The organism is Gammaproteobacteria bacterium (genome assembly GCA_030949385.1).
GTDB lineage: Bacteria > Pseudomonadota > Gammaproteobacteria > JAUZRS01 > JAUZRS01 > JAUZRS01.
On sequence record JAUZSP010000003.1, the window covers coordinates 567,808 to 584,771 of the forward strand.

A 16,964-nucleotide genomic window follows, 5' to 3' on the forward strand; every position below is an offset into this window, starting at 1 on the left:
TTAGTAGCTCTTTTCTTTGATCCAGATTCTTTGCCAGACAGAGGTGTGTTTGGGTGGGCTATCGACACCCAATAAAGGTGAGCCCATTTGCAGGCAGGTGGTGACGGTGCTTGCATCATGTGCGCCGTGTGGAAAACAGATGGGCAGCACTCCGTGCGCACCCAGTGAGTATAGCCACTGCTGGGATTCGTGTAATTCAGCTCTGAGAGATTTGTTGCTTAGGCAAGTGAAGATACGATGACTGACACCGTGAATTCCGACCTCAATACCTTGAGCTATATAATGTTTTAATTTTTTTTCGCTCATGAACAGTGAGGGCGATTCTGCATCTCTGTTGATTTTAAAGCAGGCTTGGCGTAATTGACGATAACGCCGAGGGGTTACACGCCGTAGTATTTTTTTTAGTTTGCCAGAGGTGAGGCTGCGGCGTTGATCTGGGTGTACTTCGTTACAGAGAATTAAGTGATGCGCCATGTCATCAATGACAGAAAAACCTTGTTGGATAAATGATTTTACGGGGAAAAGGGTGGCGACCATATTGCGACGAAGTATCTCATCTAGAGCGTGGGTGTTGTCGATGTAGCCATCATCAAAGCTAATGTAGACGGTGTTGTCAGTATTGCTGCGGTTTAATTTGGATAAGGTTTTGGTTATTTTTTTGTTGGCTTCAATTTCATCCAACAGGTGTATGAATCGTGGCCAGCTTATGGCAGTTTGACGCTGAAAATAATAGTGATTGGAGGGCTCTTTTTTCAAGACACGATGCAACATATAGATCACGGGTTGATTTTTAGAGGATGTGAGGGACGTGTTCATAGAGTCTAATATGTGAGCGGTTCTTAATTGAGGGAGTTATCTTTGCGGGGTGGCTTGAATTGTAGCGGCGTTGTCTTGTTTCTTGGCCCAAAATGAAAGTTGGGAAGCGAGCTCTTCTAATGTGTTGATGAGGATGAGTGGCGCTGTTTGGCGCTGATCGAGATAACCTGCTTGGAGGCGGTCGGCCCAGCCACCGGAGCCTTGAAGTAGTAAAATGGGTCTGCCAATTTGGCTGGCTAGAGCAATTTCACTTAAGGTGCCAGCCCCTCCGCCGAGTACCACAACCGCAAAACCACTGGCAACCACAAGTTGGTTTCGCCCTACATCCAATCCGGTGGGAATGATGATGTCAATAAACGGGTTGGCGCTGTGGCTTTCGTAACTGGGTAAGATGCCGATGGTGTGTCCTGCTTCAGGGACGGATTTAAAGCCATGACAGCTCTCTTGCATGGTTCCACCTAGCCCGCCGCAAACGAGATGATAACCGTTTTGGGCGATGCATTTGCCTACGGAACGTGCTCTTGTGATGGCGGTTTGATGGGATAAACGAGCATCGCCAATCACAGCCACTTGATTGTTTATCGCCATGTTTCATCTTTGAGAATTAAAAACCATAGTATACTTGTATTGCATGGAAAATGAAATACACAATCCTATTGATGAGGTTTTATGGCGTTTGTTTGAGTGAGTCGGCTTTTTAAGGTTATTGAACTTAATTGGTGGGGTAAAATTGGGAGGTTAGGCCGCCCCGATGGATGAGCGTGATGGGGTGGTTTTTAGATTATTGTGTTACTGGGTTGAGAAAAGGGCTGATGCGATTTATATGCATTAGATTTTAATACGCAACAGGACAGGAGGGAAAGCTGTTGCTGTTCAACCCTTTGCGCAAAACGGCGCTGGCTTTCAGTTTCAGGTAACGACGGTAGCTGAAACGTACCGTGCTGTGACCCATTGTAGCCTGAACCATCGCCAAGGGGTCTTCACTGTAGGAGGTGTTGTTTATGTGTGCTGTTTTATGGCTCGGTACGCTGGTGGCGAGTAAACCCAGCGCCTGAGAGACGATCCAGAGTGACAGACCCAAACCGGCGGTCAGCTCGCTCAGGGTGTGCAGGCCTTGCACCATGGTCACTAAGCCGCTTAACCAGACGATGGCAATGGGAGCGGCGGTTCTTAGGCCGTGCATTTGATAGGTTTTGTACGCAGGGACTAAAATGTGTTGGACGATGTTTTTCATGTTTTTCCCTCTTCCTTTGATCTGCAAAGCTGTTGTTGTGTTTTCTGCTTTGCTGTTGAGCTTATTTAAGCAGATTCACGTTGGTTTGATGGGAACCGCTTCACAAAAATGGCTCCTTTAAATCTTAAACTTTGATGTTGGTCGCAAAACTTAGCTTCTTGGGTGAGCCATGAGGGGGTTTGTTACACTGTGCCAACAAAAATAGACGAGGTGGAGAGATCATGAGTAACAGAGAAGCAACAACGCAAGCCGCTGAGCATACGGCTCCTTGGGAGCAGGGTTTTGATAAGGTGGTGACGCCGTTTGAGGAGTTTATTCACGAAGAGAGCTCCAGTGGCCTGCTGTTGATGATCTGTACCGTGATCGCTCTTATTTGCGTCAATACGGCGTTGGCACACAGCTATGAGCATTTTTTCCATCAAAGTTTTTCTATTTCGGTGGCGGGTTGGACCTTGGAGCACACCCTGCATCACTGGATTAACGACGGTTTGATGGCGCTGTTTTTCTTTGTCGTGGGGCTGGAGATCAAGCGCGAGGTGCTGGTGGGGGAGCTTTCCAGTATGAAGCAGGCCATTTTGCCGGTGGTGGCTGCCATCGGTGGCATGGTGGTTCCGGCGGCGCTGTTTGTCTGGATGACGTTGGGTGATGCGTCTGTGCTCGGTTGGGGCATTCCAATGGCGACGGATCTGGCCTTTGCGGTGGGGATTTTGGTCTTGTTGGGCAAACATGTGCCCCGTGCGCTGTTGAGCTTTTTGGTCGGTTTGGCGATTGTGGATGATCTCGGTGGGGTGATGGTGATCGCTATTTTTTACACCGAGCAGATTTTCTGGATGCCGTTGCTGGTGGCGGGGCTGCTGTTGCTGCTGTTGATCGGTTTTAACCGTTTTGGCATCTCTAAGCCGCTGCCCTATTTTATTGTCGGTTTGTGCCTGTGGCTGGCGATGATGGAGTCCGGTGTACACGCCACCTTGGCGGGCATCTTGACTGCATGGACGATTCCCGCTCGATCTAAGTCGTCACCGCAAAAATTCAGCCTGCACATGCGGGAGTTGTTGGATCGCTTTGATGGTGCGTGCAAGGGCGGTTCGAATTTGATGAACAATCCCGATCAACATGCGCTGCTGCAAACCTTTGAACATGGCATTCATAAGGTAGAGACACCGCTGCAACGTTTGGAACACAGTATGCACATGCCGGTGGCGTTTTTGATCATTCCGTTGTTTGCCTTGGCCAATGCGGGTATTCCGATCAATTTCAGCGAATTGGGTAATGTCTTCGCTCAGCCAGTGACGCAGGGGGTGGTGTTGGGTTTGGTGGTGGGTAAGTTTGTTGGTATTGGATTGATGACGCTGCTAGCAGTGAAGCTGGGCATTGGTGAGCTGCCACGGGGAACTAACAGCCGACATATCATTGGCTTAGGGCTGTTGGGAGGAGTGGGTTTTACCATGTCGATCTTTATTGCGGAGCTGGGTTTTCAGTCGATGCCAGATCAATTGTTACTGGCAAAGACGGGGATTTTGTTTGCGTCGCTTTTTGCAGGTGTGGCGGGTTACTTGTGGTTGCGGTTTTTTTGTAAACGTTAAATCAGGCTGCTGATGACGCTGCTAATAAATTTGATGGTGATAAGAGTCAGGAGTAAGAAGGTGCCACGGCTGGTCCAGAGCAGAGCGGTGTTTTGTTGTTTCATGTTTTTATTATCCTCAAGGGTATGCCAGTTGTTGGTGCGTCGTCGTTCGATGGGGTTAGTTTATAAACGCTGCGGAGGGTGTGCTGAGGCCTGGGTCACATGTTTTATGCCAATCGCTTCACAGAAAAAATCATTAACTGATTGAGTTACTTTGGTTTTTTTAGAAGCGATGCTGTTTTTCTGATGAGTGGGCAGTAAAGTCCCCCTCTCTTACTTAGTCTGTAGCCTGTATGGAATGCACCTTAGAGTTTATCTTGGATTTTGTTGTGCTGTTCCAGACTGCTTGTTGTCATTTTTTGGGAGACATAAGCTAAATATGGTTAGCAGGTTAAATTTTTGGCATCGCAGGTAACCTCGATTTGCATGGTGTGATTTTGATTCTTTGAGGACAAGCGTGCGAGATTGAGTCTGCCACCGATATAAATGGTTTGTTGGCCACTCATGTCCAGTTGACCATTGGGTTGGTGTAAATAAGTTAGGGTGTCCGGTGAGGTATTTTGAGGGATTATAGTGATGTTAAATTTACTATAAGCTTCTCCTGTGACGGTGCATCTGCCTCGCTGCGGAGGTTTATAAGATGCTGTGTTCTTAATGCTGCGAGTTGCGGCGTTTGAAAAATGGATGTCTAGAACATCGCTGTTATGTTGTATTGTCGCGTAAATTGGTATTGTTTTATTTGTAGGCGCAATAACAGTTCCAAACCGTAAACTTTTATCGCAATTAATAGACAGTGCTTTGGTTGGTGTGCTGCCTATAAATAAAACAGTTAATAATATCAGGTTAATTATTTTCATGGTTGTTCCTTTTTGCTAACGGTTCGATTGAACTGGGTTTTTCCAATTTCTTTAAAACAATATCAGGGGTTGTGATGCTATCACCTTCATCGTGGATCTCAATATCAAACGCTGCGGGTGCATGTAGGCTAAGTCGTTTGATTAAATGAGGCTCTACTCGCAGTTGATATTTTCCGGGAATGACGTTGGGCAGATAAAAATAACCATCGTATTCAGAACGTAAAATAGTAGCCAATTCACCGGTCTCGGCGTGGCTCAGTTCCAAACTGACGTTGGCCGCTTCGATTTTCTCACCGTCGCGCAGCAAATAAACGTGACCGTCGATCTCGCCGATGCTGATCAGCGGAAATTCGAACTGCATGATGTGTCCTGCGTCGTGGTGTGATGCCGTAGCCTTCGCTGCTGGAGATCAGATAAGGATCACCCAAGGTGCTGGGGTTGAGTTGAATGTCCACTTTGCCGCCGCTGTTGAGGCCTGAGAGCAGCAGTTTGCCGTGGCGATTGCTCAGACCAGGACGGTAGCCCCGATTGAGCATAAACCCCACCCCTTGTACCGGTTGTTCCCAAAAATCCCGTTTGCCGTTGCGGTTTTCATCGAGGTAGCTCTGTGCCAGCACGGAACCTTCTTGTGCTTTGGCGGTGCTGGCAAAAAAGAGCGGGCGGTTGCGAACCGGATCGGGCAGCACACTGAAGGAGAGTTTTGCCCCTATGATAGAGGTCATCTTGCTGGCTGCCGCTGAGGGTCGCGCCGAAGTTGAGTACCTTAAAGCGTTGGTTGTAACCCAAGCTGTAGTAGACCGTCTGATCGTTGGCGGTTTGGTAGTTGCGGTTGGCGATTAGGCTGATGTTGCGTTCTTTGATCAAAACGATAGTTGGCTCCGAGGCTGGCGTTTTGGGTCTGTTGTTCGGGGTCGATGCTGTAATCGACGTTGCTGCGCAGGTTGAAGCCTTTGAGCAGTTTGTCGGCGTTGAAGCTGAGGCGAGCGCTGCCATTGAGGGTCGCGTCGCTGCTGCTGTTTTCTTGGTAACGCAGATCGTTGCTGAGGCTCAAGCTACCGACGGAGAGCCAGAAGTTGTGGCCGACGCTGCTGCTGCGGCGGCCACTGAATTGGCGGTTTTGGCTAAGGTTGAGGTTGAAAAGCGAGGTGGAGGCACGGTCGCCGAGGCGCAGCGGGGAGCCCTCTACTCTTAGGCTGTTGCTCTGTTGCAGTGGGTCGCCGTTTGGGTTGGCGTTGCGAAAATCGCGGCTGTATTGGCTGTGGCTGAGATCAAAACGGATGTTGTTCCATTCGGTTTGCAGGCCGAAGACTCCGGCGCTGTGGCCGTTTTGATCGAGGGCGAGTTCGCTCTGTGCCAGAAAAGCGCCGAGGGTGCCGCGCAGGCCGAGGTTGGCAAAGCTCTGCTGTTCTTGCTCCTCTTCGTATTGCGCCAGACTGGCGGTGGCGCTGAGGTTGCGGCTGAGGCCGTAGCTGGCGGAGGCGAGCCATGCGACGCTCTGGTCGTCGCTGAGTTGATCGCCGACGTTGAAGAGGGTTTGGCTGGGTTGGGTTAGGCTGAAGCGGTAGTTGAGTTTGCCCGCTTTGGCCGCTGCGCCGTCGGAGTAGAGGCGCTGGATTTTTTCGTACTGCTGTCCTTGTGGGCCGTAAAAAATCAGTTTGAGTACGTTCATGCCTTGAAACAGCGGTACGTTTTCGAATTTATAACGGCCTGTTTCTGAGGCACGTTGAAACTCGTAGAGGCCGCCGTTGCGGTACAGCTCGACATCGTATTGCGGTTGCAGATCGCCTTCTAGGGTGATGCGGTTGAATTCGCTGCTCTGGTTTTTCGGGATGCTGCTGAATTGAAAGCCGCGCCCCGAGAAGTTGCCGCCGATGAGGGCGCGGCTCTGTACGCTGATGTCGCCGAGGCGGTAGCGGTTGGCGTGCAGGGAGCCAAGCAGTTGGCTGTTGAGGTCGTCTTTGCCCAGTTGCAGGCGGAGGTTTTGCAGGCCGTTTTGGTCGTCGCCGCTGAGAAAAAGTTGACCGCTGTGGTAGAGCAGATCGCCGTGCAGTTGGGCGCTGTAGCTGCTGCGGGCGAGGCCGTTTTGTTGCGCGTAGCTGCTGTCGAGGTTGATGCTGGCGGCGGGGGTGGCGATGAGTTGGTAGGGCATCGGTGTGTAGGGCAGTTCGGATTTGATCGTGAAGCCTTTGCTGAAATTGCCGTAGCGTTGGTCGCGGCTGGCGCGTTGCTGCATCGGCAGCGGTTGTTCGGAGCTGAGGGTGATGCTGAGGGCGGGCATGGAGACGTTGAACTCCAGCCCGAACCAGCGGCTCAGTTGTTCGGTGCTGACGTAGATTTCCCCTTCGCTGCTGAAGAGGTCGGCGCTGGTGTAGGGGATCTGTTTCTCGCGTATTTCAATGCGTTGGGCGCTGAGGTCGAGGGAGAAAGTGTTGAGGGGGCTGATAAACCAGCCTTCGGCGCGTTGGCCATCGGGGCCGAGCATGATGGGGAATTCCAGCACGCGGGTCAGTTCACCAAGAGGCAGGTAGCTCTGTTGTTCGAGTTGGTAGGCGAAGAGGCCGTCGCTGATGACCTGTCGCCCGAGGGCAAGTTGGAAGATGGTCTCGGCTTGCAGTAGGGCTTCGGCGCTGGGTGCGGCGTGGCCGCTCTGGCTGAGCAGCCCCCAGCAGAGCAGCCAGCAGTGGCGTTGAAATGACTTCATGGCACGATGATCTCTCCAGTGGCGAAGGTAGTACCTGCATCACGATCCAGGCCACGATAGGTAACGGTGAGTATTTCTCCTGATTGAAGTTTGTCGGCATCAAGAGGGACATTGAAGGTGCGTTCTTTGTAAGGGTTGTAGAGGGTTAGGCCTTTGGCCAGCCCGACCGTTTTGTCTCCTTGTTTAATTTCTACTTCCCCATAGAGAGATCGATTACCTGATCGTGAAAGGTGAAGTTTGATACTGGGGTTTTTGGGGTCTTCTCTGATTAAAGTTAATGTTTTTATTTGTGCGTTCGCACTGAGTTTACCTTGTTGAACTACAATGGGCAGAGCGAGGCTTTGCAATACAATGGGAGTTATATGTACTGAATCTGTATCGCTTTGGGTTAATGTTTGAATGTTGTTAGCAGTTTTCTGTTTGTCTGGAAGTGCTTGAAAATAAATAAAAGATCTGTACTCTCCTTCTGCTAGATTGCGACTACGGCGTACCAATAAGCGTATGGCTTGGCTCTCCCCAGGGCGGATGGTGATTTGTCTAGGGGAGTAACGCACGATTTTTTTTGCAGAGTGGTAATTAGGAGGGAGTTTTGTGGTGGGAATGGCTTGCAGGTTCCCTTTTTTATCGTGAATGAAATCGACCAATTGAATGCGATATTTGGTGGTTTTATTACCGTTGTTGGTCAAATTTAATACACTGTTTTTTTGGTGGCTGCTGAATTCTACTCGTTTAGGAAAGGCACTGAGACCACCGGATGCTATTGCTGTAAAGGCTGGTGGGGTGAAAGATAGACTAGTTAAGATGACAAAAATTTTGAATAGAGGGCGCATTCAAAAGACCTTTCAGTAAGTTGGTTAAGGTATGGTTGATTGTTGAAATTAGGCAGAATGTTTGCCAATACACAAAAGTATGGGTAAAAATGATGCATTAACAACAGATGAAGAGGAAATCTCCTTTTCATCTGTATCACGTCTTTGTTTTATGGGGCATAAACCACGGTAACATCAACAGGAATGGCAGCTGTGGTTGCGCTTGAAGATGCTGTTAAAGTTGCTCCAACTTTAATAGTGGCACTACCGCCGCTTAAGGAAAATGAAGAAGCAGTAGAAGTTCCATCATAAAAGGTGAAGGTATCCAGTATTAGGCCGGATCCCGCTGGTGGGGTTGCTGTGGCAGAAATATCAAAGACGTGACTGCTCTCACCAGTTACAGCAACAACACCAATTGTGCCTGAGGTGTTATTGAAGCCAGCACTGACCGCCGCCAGTATATGTAGATGGTGCTGCCATCGGCAGGCAGGGTGACAGATGAAGAGCCAGTAGCAGGTACGATGAGACTTGGCATAGAGAGAGGAGTGGTGATCATGAGAGACATGGGTGTTGATAATGTTACACCTACAGTCATGGGAGCCGTAGCGGCTGTTGCATAACCTGAAACGAGTGCCAATGTTGCGGCTGCTACTGCGATTTTGAAGTTTTTCATGGTATTTCTCCTGACTCATTTGAGTCGATAATTACGTTGTGTTGGTCCCCGTGGACCGAAAAATAACACCGCTTTAGCGGTTTCCCTCTCTTCCTTAACCTCTTGTTCTGTACCGGTTAATTTTACGGTTGACCTGGAAGAGAAGTGCTTATTTGCTGCTTCCCTTTAGGTTGGCAAGAAGCTTATCCAAGCCGTGTCACAAAATGCTCACGAAACGTAATACATTTTTCTCACAGGGTCTGATTATTGATCGTTTTCGAACGAGCGGATGGGCAGACCTGTGTGTCTGCCCTTTTTTGGTGGATGTGATGGTTGGTGGTTTAAAGGGGTAAATAATGCGTAATTATGGTCATCGTCGTTCGATTCGTTTGAAAAAATTTGATTATTCTCAGCGGGGTGCTTATTTCATTACCCTATGTGTGCAAAATCGTGCGTGTTTATTGGGTGATATTGGGCGGGACATGATGGTTGTGAATTGTGCTGGGGAGATGCTTGAACGGTGGTGGTGTGAAATGGAGCATAAATTCCCCTCCATCATTTTAGGTGAATATGTTGTTATGCCAAATCATTTTCATGCCATTATTCGCATTGTTTCGTCCGAGGTTCCTCGCCAAGCGCCTTTGTCAAAAATGGTGCAGTGGTTTAAAACCATGAGCACCAATGCGTATATTCGTGGTGTTAAAGAGCAAGGATGGCCTGTGTTTGATGGATCATTATGGCAACGAAATTATTATGAACATGTGATTCGTGATGAACGAAGTTATGATGCAATTTCGGCATACATTCAAACCAATCCGGTGAAATGGCAGCAGGATAAATATTTTATTTTGTGATGATGCGGTGGTTTGTTTGGGATGATGTGTAGGGGCAGACCTGCGTGTCTGCCCTTTTATGGCGATTGGCATTTTTATGGCGATTGGTTTGAAAGGTGTACAGATGGTTTGAACGAACATGGTGCGCCCACAGTAGGTGTGATCGCTAGTCGGCTGGATGATGAGTAGTGGCAGACCTTGGTCGCCCTTTTGTCAATTGGGAAGCTGGATTCAAAGATGTACGAGGTTTGACAGTGCGTATCTGGTGCCCTCTTCAATGGATGATGGTGGCTGGGGAGATTTTCTATGGGGGAACACGAGTGGTTTGAAAAATAAGTGTATCGTCATTCCACGCGCATGGCTGGAATGTACAGACGGCGCAATGCCTTACAGTTAGGTGCGCCCCTACGGTGGGTGTGATTTGATAGGGCAGGCGAGCTGGCTTTAAAACATCCCCTCCCGCGCTTTGTCCCGCATTCCAATCACCAATGAAATGGTCTCGTTGTCATCAAAACCACTTTGATTCAGAAACTCACGGTAACTGTGCAGCACTTGCGCCGCTTTGTGACGCTGTTTCATATTGGAAAATAGGCGGTAGAGTGCAGGCGACTAAGGACTCATCGCCTGAGTTGGCGTTGAAAATCGGCAACAACAGCTCGCTGGCCTCTTCGTAACGCTGACAGCGTTCGTGAATGTCCGCCAAAGCAATGCAGTAACGATGATAGTGGGTGAGCAGGTTTTCGCGCAGATCGGAGACCGAATAAAGGGTGGCGATGCCCGGACAAAAACGCCCACGCCACTGTTGAATGGCGCTCTGTAATTCCAGACTGGCCTGCCAGTGATCGCCGCGTTTGTAGAGCTTGAGACCCAACTCCCCTGCTTTGCTGAAATGGTGAATGTCCACCTCCACATTGTGCAAACTGAGCACGCCGTGTTTCAGGCTGATGTAATGATTGGCTTTTTGTGGTTGAAAACTCTTATTAAACAGGCTGCGAAAACGAGACAGCATCACGTCAAGTTTATGCCGTGAATTGCCCTCGGAGGTTTCGGGCCAGAGGGCTTGCAACACCGTGCTTTGATCCAGATGCAGCTCGCTGCTGGCGATCAGCAGCGCTAATAAAATCTGCTGTTTTGGGGTTAGCTCACTTTGACGCAGGGGTAATTCTTCATCAAATAGCAGGTTGAGTTTGCCCAAGGAGCGGATTTTTAGCAGCGGAATGGCTTCGCCTTTGTCGCTAAAGCCCATGCTCACTTGTTGGGTGGCGCGCTGGCGATAAAAGGTGGTTTCAATTTTATGTGTGACGGCATAACAGAAGACACGTCTGGCCACCTCGGGCATAAACAGATAACTGCGACTGGGGCTCTGTTTTAGTGGCACCAGTTGATGCAACGTCTGTGCGGCTCGTTCCTTTTGTTGCTTCTGAATAAGGTGGGCGCTCCAGTGCATCAGCACGCCGGAGAGCAGCCAGTCGTTGTGTTGTTCGTTGGCCTGTTGGGCTGCTTGTGCAAACGTACCGTCCGCTGTTGAGCCGTGTTGTTGGCTCTGTGCGATGGCTTGAATCAGTAGGTTGGGAGTGGTGTTGCTGTCACAGAGCGGAGCTGCCTGCGTGGTTAGGTGTTTTTTTAGATTATTGAGGTGCTGGTGCAGCGGTGAACTTTCTGCCGCTTGGCAGAGGCCGATGGCTTGGCGCAGAGCAGGAATGGCGAGATCTTCCCGTCCCTGAGCCAGATGGGCGTTGGCGTGCCAGAGTTGCAGCAGTGGTGCGCAGAGGCTGTTTTGCAGCACCGTTGGATCAATGAGGCGTTTGTTTTGCTGTAAAAACTGTTCAAATAGGGGGTAAGACGCGGTGTGGCTGAGATAAAAGGCGATGGTGGTGAAAATCAGGGCGCGTTCCAAGGCGCTGCCTTGCTGCTGAGCCAAAGCGAGATGCAGTTGTTCCAGATCCCGTTTGGCCAACTCCAGCTGACCCTTGAGCATCTGCTCCAGCAGGCGGCAGAGGTGCAGGTGCAGCTCCAGTTCATGCAGTTTGTGGCTGTGGCTGAGCTGAATCAGTCGATCCAGTTCATAGACGCTCGCGTGTGTGGGCTGTATCAGGGTTTGAGCAAGGGTGAGCAGAGAGGCGCTGTAGATTTGGTCATACGGGCTGAGTTCTGATTCGATCTGTTTGAAGAGCTGTTCCGTTGTAGGCAAAAGCGTGTGCAGCTGCTGTTGGTCGCCATCAATGCAGAGGTGAAAATAGAGCTGTTGTACCCGCGCGAGTAACTCTCCTTGTGGGTTGTGCTGCTGTTGGAAGAGCCGCATGGCGTGTTGCAAACTGTGCAGTGCGAGTGGGGGATTGTTGGCGCTGAGTTCGGCTCCCATCAGCAGGGCGAGCCAAGGGCCTGATTGGCTGTGCTCTTCTAATTGCTGGTGCAGGGTTTGGCGAACCTCTTGGTTTTGACTCAGGTTGAGTATGCGCGCGCCTTTTTTGGCTAGCAGAGGTTCGATGATTTCGGTGGCGTGGGCCTTGAGGTAGTAGAGCAGCGCCTGCTGTAGGTCGTTGTGTTGTTGCCAGTAGTACGCCACTTTTTGATGGATTCTGGCGAGGTTTTTTTGCCCCAGCTTTTGGCTGGCTTGCTGGCGTAAAAAGCTGCGCCACAGCGGCATCAATTGGTGTTGGTCTTGGCCGAGCAGCGGTGGGGCGATAAAAATATGTTGGTTAAGCAGCCTCTGGAGTTTTTCGGCTGCCTGGTCGTCGTCGCTGATGGTGCTGGCCAGCTCGGGGGTGACCTGATCTAAAAAGGAAATTTTGAGGGCAAATTCTTGTAGGTCGCTGGAGATGTGCTGATTGAAGGTGTTTTGGAAGGTGTCATAAAAAGAGTGGCTCTGATCCAGTTGTTGGATTAGCTGCTTGAAACTCATCTCTTTCTCTTGCCGGTTTTGGGCGTAGGTTTCAATGCCTTGTGGCCAGCCTTGGGTGTGTTGGTAGATGAGTTGGTTCTCTTCATCGGAGAGGTAGATCTCAAAGTGTTGCGCGTAGAGCTGTTTAACTTCGTCGTGGTTGAAGGCGTGTTGTTGGTTGTTGATCACGAGCCAGTGAGCCGGTGGTCGGTGCTGTTTTAGCAGGCTGTGCAGTTGATGGCGAGATAAGAGAATCAGTTGTAGGTTGTCGGGGCGATGTTGCAATAGCTGTAACAGCAGAGCTTCGCTGTCGCTGCCGATCAGTTGGTAAAGGTCATCCAACAACAGATAAAAAGGTTCGCTCAGTTGTTGACCCAGATCGTGAAGCAGGTTTGCCAGTGCTTGTTCGGCACTGTGCTGTGGTTGTTGCTGGTGGTGAAAGTAGCTGAGCGCCTGTTGCAGGTGGCTGAGCAGATGCTGGATAAAGTGGGTTGGTTCTCGGTCGGTGGGGGTCAAGGTTTGCCAGATGTGGTTTTGATGTTGCAGTTTTTGCTTGACAAATTGCTGCGCGAGAACGGTTTTTCCTTGTCCTGTTTGGCCTTGCAGAACGATGATCGAGTATTTTTGATACTGGCGACCGAGGTGTTCCAGCAGCCGTTTGCGTGCCAGATACTTTTTTTCTGAGTGCTCAATGGATAAGCAGAGTTCGGTTTTGAGTTTTTCGGAGGTTGGGGTTGAAAGGTCGCTCTGAATCATTGGCTTGTCCCTGTGGCTGATGCTGCGTGTTTAAGAGCGGTTCCGCAATATTTAGGCCGCGTCGGTTTTGGTTGCCCGAATGGGATCTTGCCGCCGGGCGCTTTGGACGGTAGACTCCGCCAGCAATGGATAAAGCTTGATGAAAACAGTCGGATATTGGGCTGTTTCACTAGGGAGCTGGTTTCGTAACCGTTTTTTTATTGATCGATATCGACTGGAGGTATCATGAATATTTTACAAACCCTTTGGGGTACATTTGCTGTTGGGGTCGTTTTGACCGTGGTTTTAACCTTTGTCATTAAAGCCATTGCGGGCTAAGGGGAAGTATTATGGAATTTAACGATTTAGCGATTTTCCGTTGGGTGCATTTCCTCTCTGGTATCACCTGGATTGGCCTGTTGTACTTCTTTAACTTCGTGCAAATGTCGGCAATGGCGGAAGCCTTGGCAGACAAAGACGGTCCTGACCCTAAGGCCATTGGTAAATACATCGCGCCTCGCGCTCTGTTGTGGTTCCGTTGGGCTGCGGTGGTGACGTGGTTGAGTGGTGTGGCGTACTTGAAAGGCGGCGTACCGGATGCGTTTACCTTCGGCATGATGATCGAAGGTGGCAGCATTTATTTCGCCACCATCGGCATGGGCGCCTGGTTGGGTACCATTATGTTGATCAATGTTTGGGCGATCATTTGGCCTAACCAGCAGAAAATTTTGGGCATGGTCGAAGCGACTGCCGATGAAATTGTCAAAGCGAAACGGGTGGCTATGCTGGCTTCTCGTACCAATGTGGCGTTGTCTATTCCTATGTTGTTGTTCATGGGTTCAGCGGCTCACGGCTTGCCTTTCTAAGGTAAAGCACTAAAAACAGGGTCTTTTGCCTCTGTTTTGTTAAAAAGGTGACGTTATACGGATAAAACAGACTGTTTTAACGGCCTTTGGCCACGTATACTCTTCCCCTTCTTGCGGCAGCCATCAGGCTGCCGTTTTTGGTTTAGCTAATTTTTAATTGATGGTGATGTATGAGCAACCCCGTATTAATGAACACCTACGCACAATTGCCTGTGACCTTTACTCGGGGTGAAGGCCCTTGGTTGTGGGACGAACAGGGACGACGTTATCTGGACGGCTTGTGTGGCATTGGGGTGACGGGTTTGGGTCACGCTCACCCTCGGGTGACACAGGCGATCTGCGATCAAGCAGGCCGTTTGCTGCACACTTCCAACCTGTACGGCATTGAGGTGCAGCAGCGGTTGGGCGAGCGTCTCTGTCAGTTGGCGGGTATGGAGCGGGTCTTTTTTGCTAACTCGGGTGCGGAGGCCAACGAGGCGCTGATCAAATTGGCGCGTCTGCACGGCCATCAACAGGGCATCGAGAACCCGGCGGTGATCGTGATGGAGAACAGCTTCCACGGTCGCACGTTGGCCACCTTGACCGCCACCGGCAACCGCAAGGTGCAGGCGGGATTTGAGCCGTTGGTGCAGGGGTTTATCCGTGCGCCGTACAACGATGTGGCGGCACTGCAAGCCATTGCTGAGAACAGCCAAAATGTGGTGGCGGTGCTGTTGGAGCCGATTCAGGGCGAAGGCGGCATTATCATTCCCGATGCCGATTATTTGGCCGAGGTGCGCGCCCTCTGTGATCAGCAAGGCTGGTTGATGATGTTGGATGAAGTGCAGACGGGGGTGGCGCGCAGCGGTGAGTGGTTTGCTTTCCAGCACAGCGATATTCTGCCCGACGCGATGGCGTTGGCCAAAGGTTTGGGTAACGGTGTGCCGATTGGGGCGTGTTTGGCTCGCGGTGCGGCAGCAGAGCTGATGCAGCCTGGGCATCACGGTTCAACGTTTGGTGGCAATCCTCTGGTCTGTCGGGCGGCTTTGGCGGTGCTTGATACGATTGAAGAGGAGCGGTTGGTGGCTCGGGTGGCACAGATGGGTGAGACGCTGTTTGCGGCCTTTTCAGCCGAGCTGGGTGAGTTGGAGGGCGTGTTGTCGATTCGATGTGCCGGTTTGATGGTGGGCATCACCTTGGATCGGGACTGTCCGCAGTTGGTGCAACAGGCGTTGGAGGCGGGGTTGTTGATTAACGTTACCGCCGGTTCGACGGTGCGTCTGTTGCCGCCGTTTATTTTGTCTGATGATGAGCTGAACCTTCTTGTGGAAGGGGTGTGCAGCTTGATAAAAACAGTCCTTACGGAAGCGTAGTTTAGGAGTAAGTATGAGCGTTCGACATTTTTTGACTTTGATGGATCTGAGCAGCGATGAGTATCGCCAACTGATTCACCGTGCCATTGAACTAAAAGAGATGCAGCATCGAGGCGAGCTGTTTCAGCCGCTGAAAGGCAAGGTGTTGGCGATGGTGTTTGAAAAATCCTCCACCCGCACTCGCATCTCGTTTGAAGCGGGCATGGCGCAGTTTGGCGGTCATGCGCTGTTTCTGTCGCCTCGGGACACGCAACTGGGTCGGGGTGAACCGTTGGAAGACAGTGCGCGGGTGATGTCGAGCATGGTGGATGGCATTATGATCCGCACCTTTGGTCACGATGTGGTGGAGCGTTTTGCGGCGGCTTCTAGCGTGCCGGTGATTAACGGTTTGACGGATCGTTTTCACCCCTGTCAGTTGTTGGCAGACATGCAGGCTTATTTTGAGCAGCGCGGCGACATTCAGGGCAAAACCGTCACTTGGGTCGGCGATGGCAATAATATGTGCCACTCTTACATTAATGCGGCGCGTTTGCTGGATTTTAAGCTGCGCATCGCTTGTCCTGCAGGCTACGATCCCGACGCGGAAATTATGGCGGCGGCAGGAGATCGGGTGGAGATCATCCGTGAGCCGATGGCGGCAGCACAGGGCAGCGATCTGTTGGTGACGGACGTTTGGGCGAGCATGGGGCAGGAGGAGGAGCAGAAAAAACGCGAATTGGCCTTTGCCGATTTCCAAGTGAATGAGGCGATGATGCAACAGGCAAACAACGATGCACTCTTTATGCACTGTTTGCCCGCACATCGGGGCGAAGAGGTGAGTGCGGCATTGATGGACGATGAGAAGAGTGTCGTTTGGCAAGCGGCTGAAAATCGCCTCCATGCACAGAAAGCTTTGTTAGAATTGTTGTTGGCAACGTAGGGGCGAAACATTTTCGCCCTTTTTTAGAGGGCTTTGCTCTCTGTTTGGAGGGGCGCAATGCCCCATCTGGAGGCGTGAGATGAGTGAAAAAAAGCTGAAATCAGTAATGCCCAAAGAGGCGTATCAATTGATGCAGGATCAGCCCAGTGCGATTTTATTGGATGTGCGTTCGACGATGGAATTTCTTTTTGTTGGTCACCCAAAAGGGGCGATGCACATCGCTTGGATTGATGAACCCGACTGGGAAGTGAACCCCAACTTTGTGCGTGAAGTGCGCGAGCTGATGCTCGGTGGTGCGGCCTGTGACGGTGAGGGCTGTGTGCCGGTGATCTTGATCTGTCGCAGTGGCAAACGTTCGGCTTTGGCGGGACAGAAGCTGGTCGATGCCGGTTTTGGGGATGTGTACAACGTGCTGGATGGTTTTGAGGGTGATCGTGATGAGGGTCATCATCGCAGCACTTTGGCTGGCTGGCGTTTTGAAAACTTGCCTTGGGAGCAGTGTTGAGTTTCAAAGGTCTAGTGGACTTTTGGTAAAGGTTTGCAGCTTCCGTATCCAAGTTCGATAAGCTTGCCACGTTTTTGGAGAGTAGTGGCGGACTTTTATAGCAGACTCAAGTTTGTCATAGATCCAGATCCAGTCTTTGCCGGTGAGATCTTTGTGGAGGTCTTTAGTCTCTTTATTTTG

The 16,964-nt window shown here is 50.7% G+C and carries 16 protein-coding genes; 6 read left to right on the top strand and 10 right to left on the bottom strand.

The genetic code is table 11. The features are described from left to right. The 3 genes from Q9O24_06430 to Q9O24_06440 all read right to left on the bottom strand — a co-directional run bounded on the left by Q9O24_06430 (window position 1) and on the right by Q9O24_06440 (window position 2,050). A complete protein-coding gene (locus Q9O24_06430; GenBank protein ID MDQ7074784.1) occupies window positions 1-771 on the bottom strand; it encodes a polysaccharide deacetylase family protein in 771 nt (256 codons plus the stop codon). Window positions 772-852: 81 nt separating this feature from the next. Continuing rightward, window positions 853-1,404 (bottom strand): TIGR00725 family protein, encoded by a 552-nt coding sequence (locus Q9O24_06435; GenBank protein MDQ7074785.1) that lies wholly within the window; start codon window positions 1,402-1,404, stop codon window positions 853-855. Window positions 1,405-1,651: 247 nt separating this feature from the next. After that, the gene (locus tag Q9O24_06440; protein MDQ7074786.1) at window positions 1,652-2,050 is read right to left on the bottom strand and encodes a hypothetical protein; all 399 of its coding nucleotides are present in this window, start codon (window positions 2,048-2,050) and stop codon (window positions 1,652-1,654) included. 221 nt (window positions 2,051-2,271) lie between these two features. On the opposite strand from Q9O24_06440, the gene nhaA reads away from it, so the two are divergent. Next, on the top strand, window positions 2,272-3,633 hold the full coding sequence (nhaA, locus tag Q9O24_06445) for a Na+/H+ antiporter NhaA (protein MDQ7074787.1): 1,362 nt from the start codon (window positions 2,272-2,274) through the stop codon (window positions 3,631-3,633). A 424-nt stretch (window positions 3,634-4,057) separates the two neighbouring features. Here nhaA and Q9O24_06450 read toward each other — a convergent pair whose 3' ends face one another. The 6 genes from Q9O24_06450 to Q9O24_06475 all read right to left on the bottom strand — a co-directional run bounded on the left by Q9O24_06450 (window position 4,058) and on the right by Q9O24_06475 (window position 8,733). After that, window positions 4,058-4,531 carry a DUF4402 domain-containing protein gene (locus Q9O24_06450; GenBank protein ID MDQ7074788.1) on the bottom strand — a complete coding sequence of 158 codons (474 nt, stop codon included), beginning with the start codon at window positions 4,529-4,531 and terminating at the stop codon, window positions 4,058-4,060. Further along, the gene (locus tag Q9O24_06455; protein ID MDQ7074789.1) at window positions 4,518-4,892 is read right to left on the bottom strand and encodes a carboxypeptidase regulatory-like domain-containing protein; all 375 of its coding nucleotides are present in this window, start codon (window positions 4,890-4,892) and stop codon (window positions 4,518-4,520) included. The genes Q9O24_06450 and Q9O24_06455 overlap by 14 nt, the downstream gene beginning before the upstream one ends. Then, entirely contained in the window at window positions 4,822-5,253 is a 432-nt protein-coding gene (locus Q9O24_06460; protein MDQ7074790.1) for a hypothetical protein, read from the bottom strand. The genes Q9O24_06455 and Q9O24_06460 overlap by 71 nt, the downstream gene beginning before the upstream one ends. Window positions 5,254-5,294: 41 nt before the next feature. Then, window positions 5,295-7,232 carry a hypothetical protein gene (locus tag Q9O24_06465; GenBank protein MDQ7074791.1) on the bottom strand — a complete coding sequence of 646 codons (1,938 nt, stop codon included), beginning with the start codon at window positions 7,230-7,232 and terminating at the stop codon, window positions 5,295-5,297. Then, window positions 7,229-8,062 (bottom strand): hypothetical protein, encoded by an 834-nt coding sequence (locus Q9O24_06470; GenBank protein ID MDQ7074792.1) that lies wholly within the window; start codon window positions 8,060-8,062, stop codon window positions 7,229-7,231. Before Q9O24_06470 ends, Q9O24_06465 begins: the two co-directional genes overlap by 4 nt. A 149-nt stretch (window positions 8,063-8,211) precedes the next feature. Continuing rightward, window positions 8,212-8,733: a hypothetical protein gene (locus Q9O24_06475; protein ID MDQ7074793.1), complete on the bottom strand. Its 522-nt coding sequence runs from the start codon at window positions 8,731-8,733 to the stop codon at window positions 8,212-8,214. A gap of 316 nt (window positions 8,734-9,049) precedes the next feature. On the opposite strand from Q9O24_06475, the gene Q9O24_06480 reads away from it, so the two are divergent. Then, window positions 9,050-9,547: a transposase gene (locus Q9O24_06480; protein ID MDQ7074794.1), complete on the top strand. Its 498-nt coding sequence runs from the start codon at window positions 9,050-9,052 to the stop codon at window positions 9,545-9,547. A gap of 511 nt (window positions 9,548-10,058) precedes the next feature. On the opposite strand, the gene Q9O24_06485 is transcribed toward Q9O24_06480, so the two are convergent. Then, window positions 10,059-13,163 carry an AAA family ATPase gene (locus Q9O24_06485; GenBank protein ID MDQ7074795.1) on the bottom strand — a complete coding sequence of 1,035 codons (3,105 nt, stop codon included), beginning with the start codon at window positions 13,161-13,163 and terminating at the stop codon, window positions 10,059-10,061. A 329-nt stretch (window positions 13,164-13,492) separates the two neighbouring features. Between Q9O24_06485 and Q9O24_06490 the strand changes: the two genes are divergently transcribed. The 4 genes from Q9O24_06490 (at window position 13,493) to Q9O24_06505 (ending at window position 16,784) form a co-directional block, all read left to right on the top strand. After that, complete coding sequence (locus Q9O24_06490; protein MDQ7074796.1) at window positions 13,493-14,008, top strand: urate hydroxylase PuuD; 516 nt, start codon at window positions 13,493-13,495, stop codon at window positions 14,006-14,008. 170 nt (window positions 14,009-14,178) lie between these two features. Then, entirely contained in the window at window positions 14,179-15,360 is a 1,182-nt protein-coding gene (locus Q9O24_06495) for an aspartate aminotransferase family protein (protein ID MDQ7074797.1), read from the top strand. A gap of 13 nt (window positions 15,361-15,373) precedes the next feature. Continuing rightward, on the top strand, window positions 15,374-16,279 hold the full coding sequence (argF, locus tag Q9O24_06500) for an ornithine carbamoyltransferase (GenBank protein ID MDQ7074798.1): 906 nt from the start codon (window positions 15,374-15,376) through the stop codon (window positions 16,277-16,279). Window positions 16,280-16,358: 79 nt separating this feature from the next. Then, entirely contained in the window at window positions 16,359-16,784 is a 426-nt protein-coding gene (locus Q9O24_06505; protein ID MDQ7074799.1) for a rhodanese-like domain-containing protein, read from the top strand. Window positions 16,785-16,964: the final 180 nt, after the last annotated feature.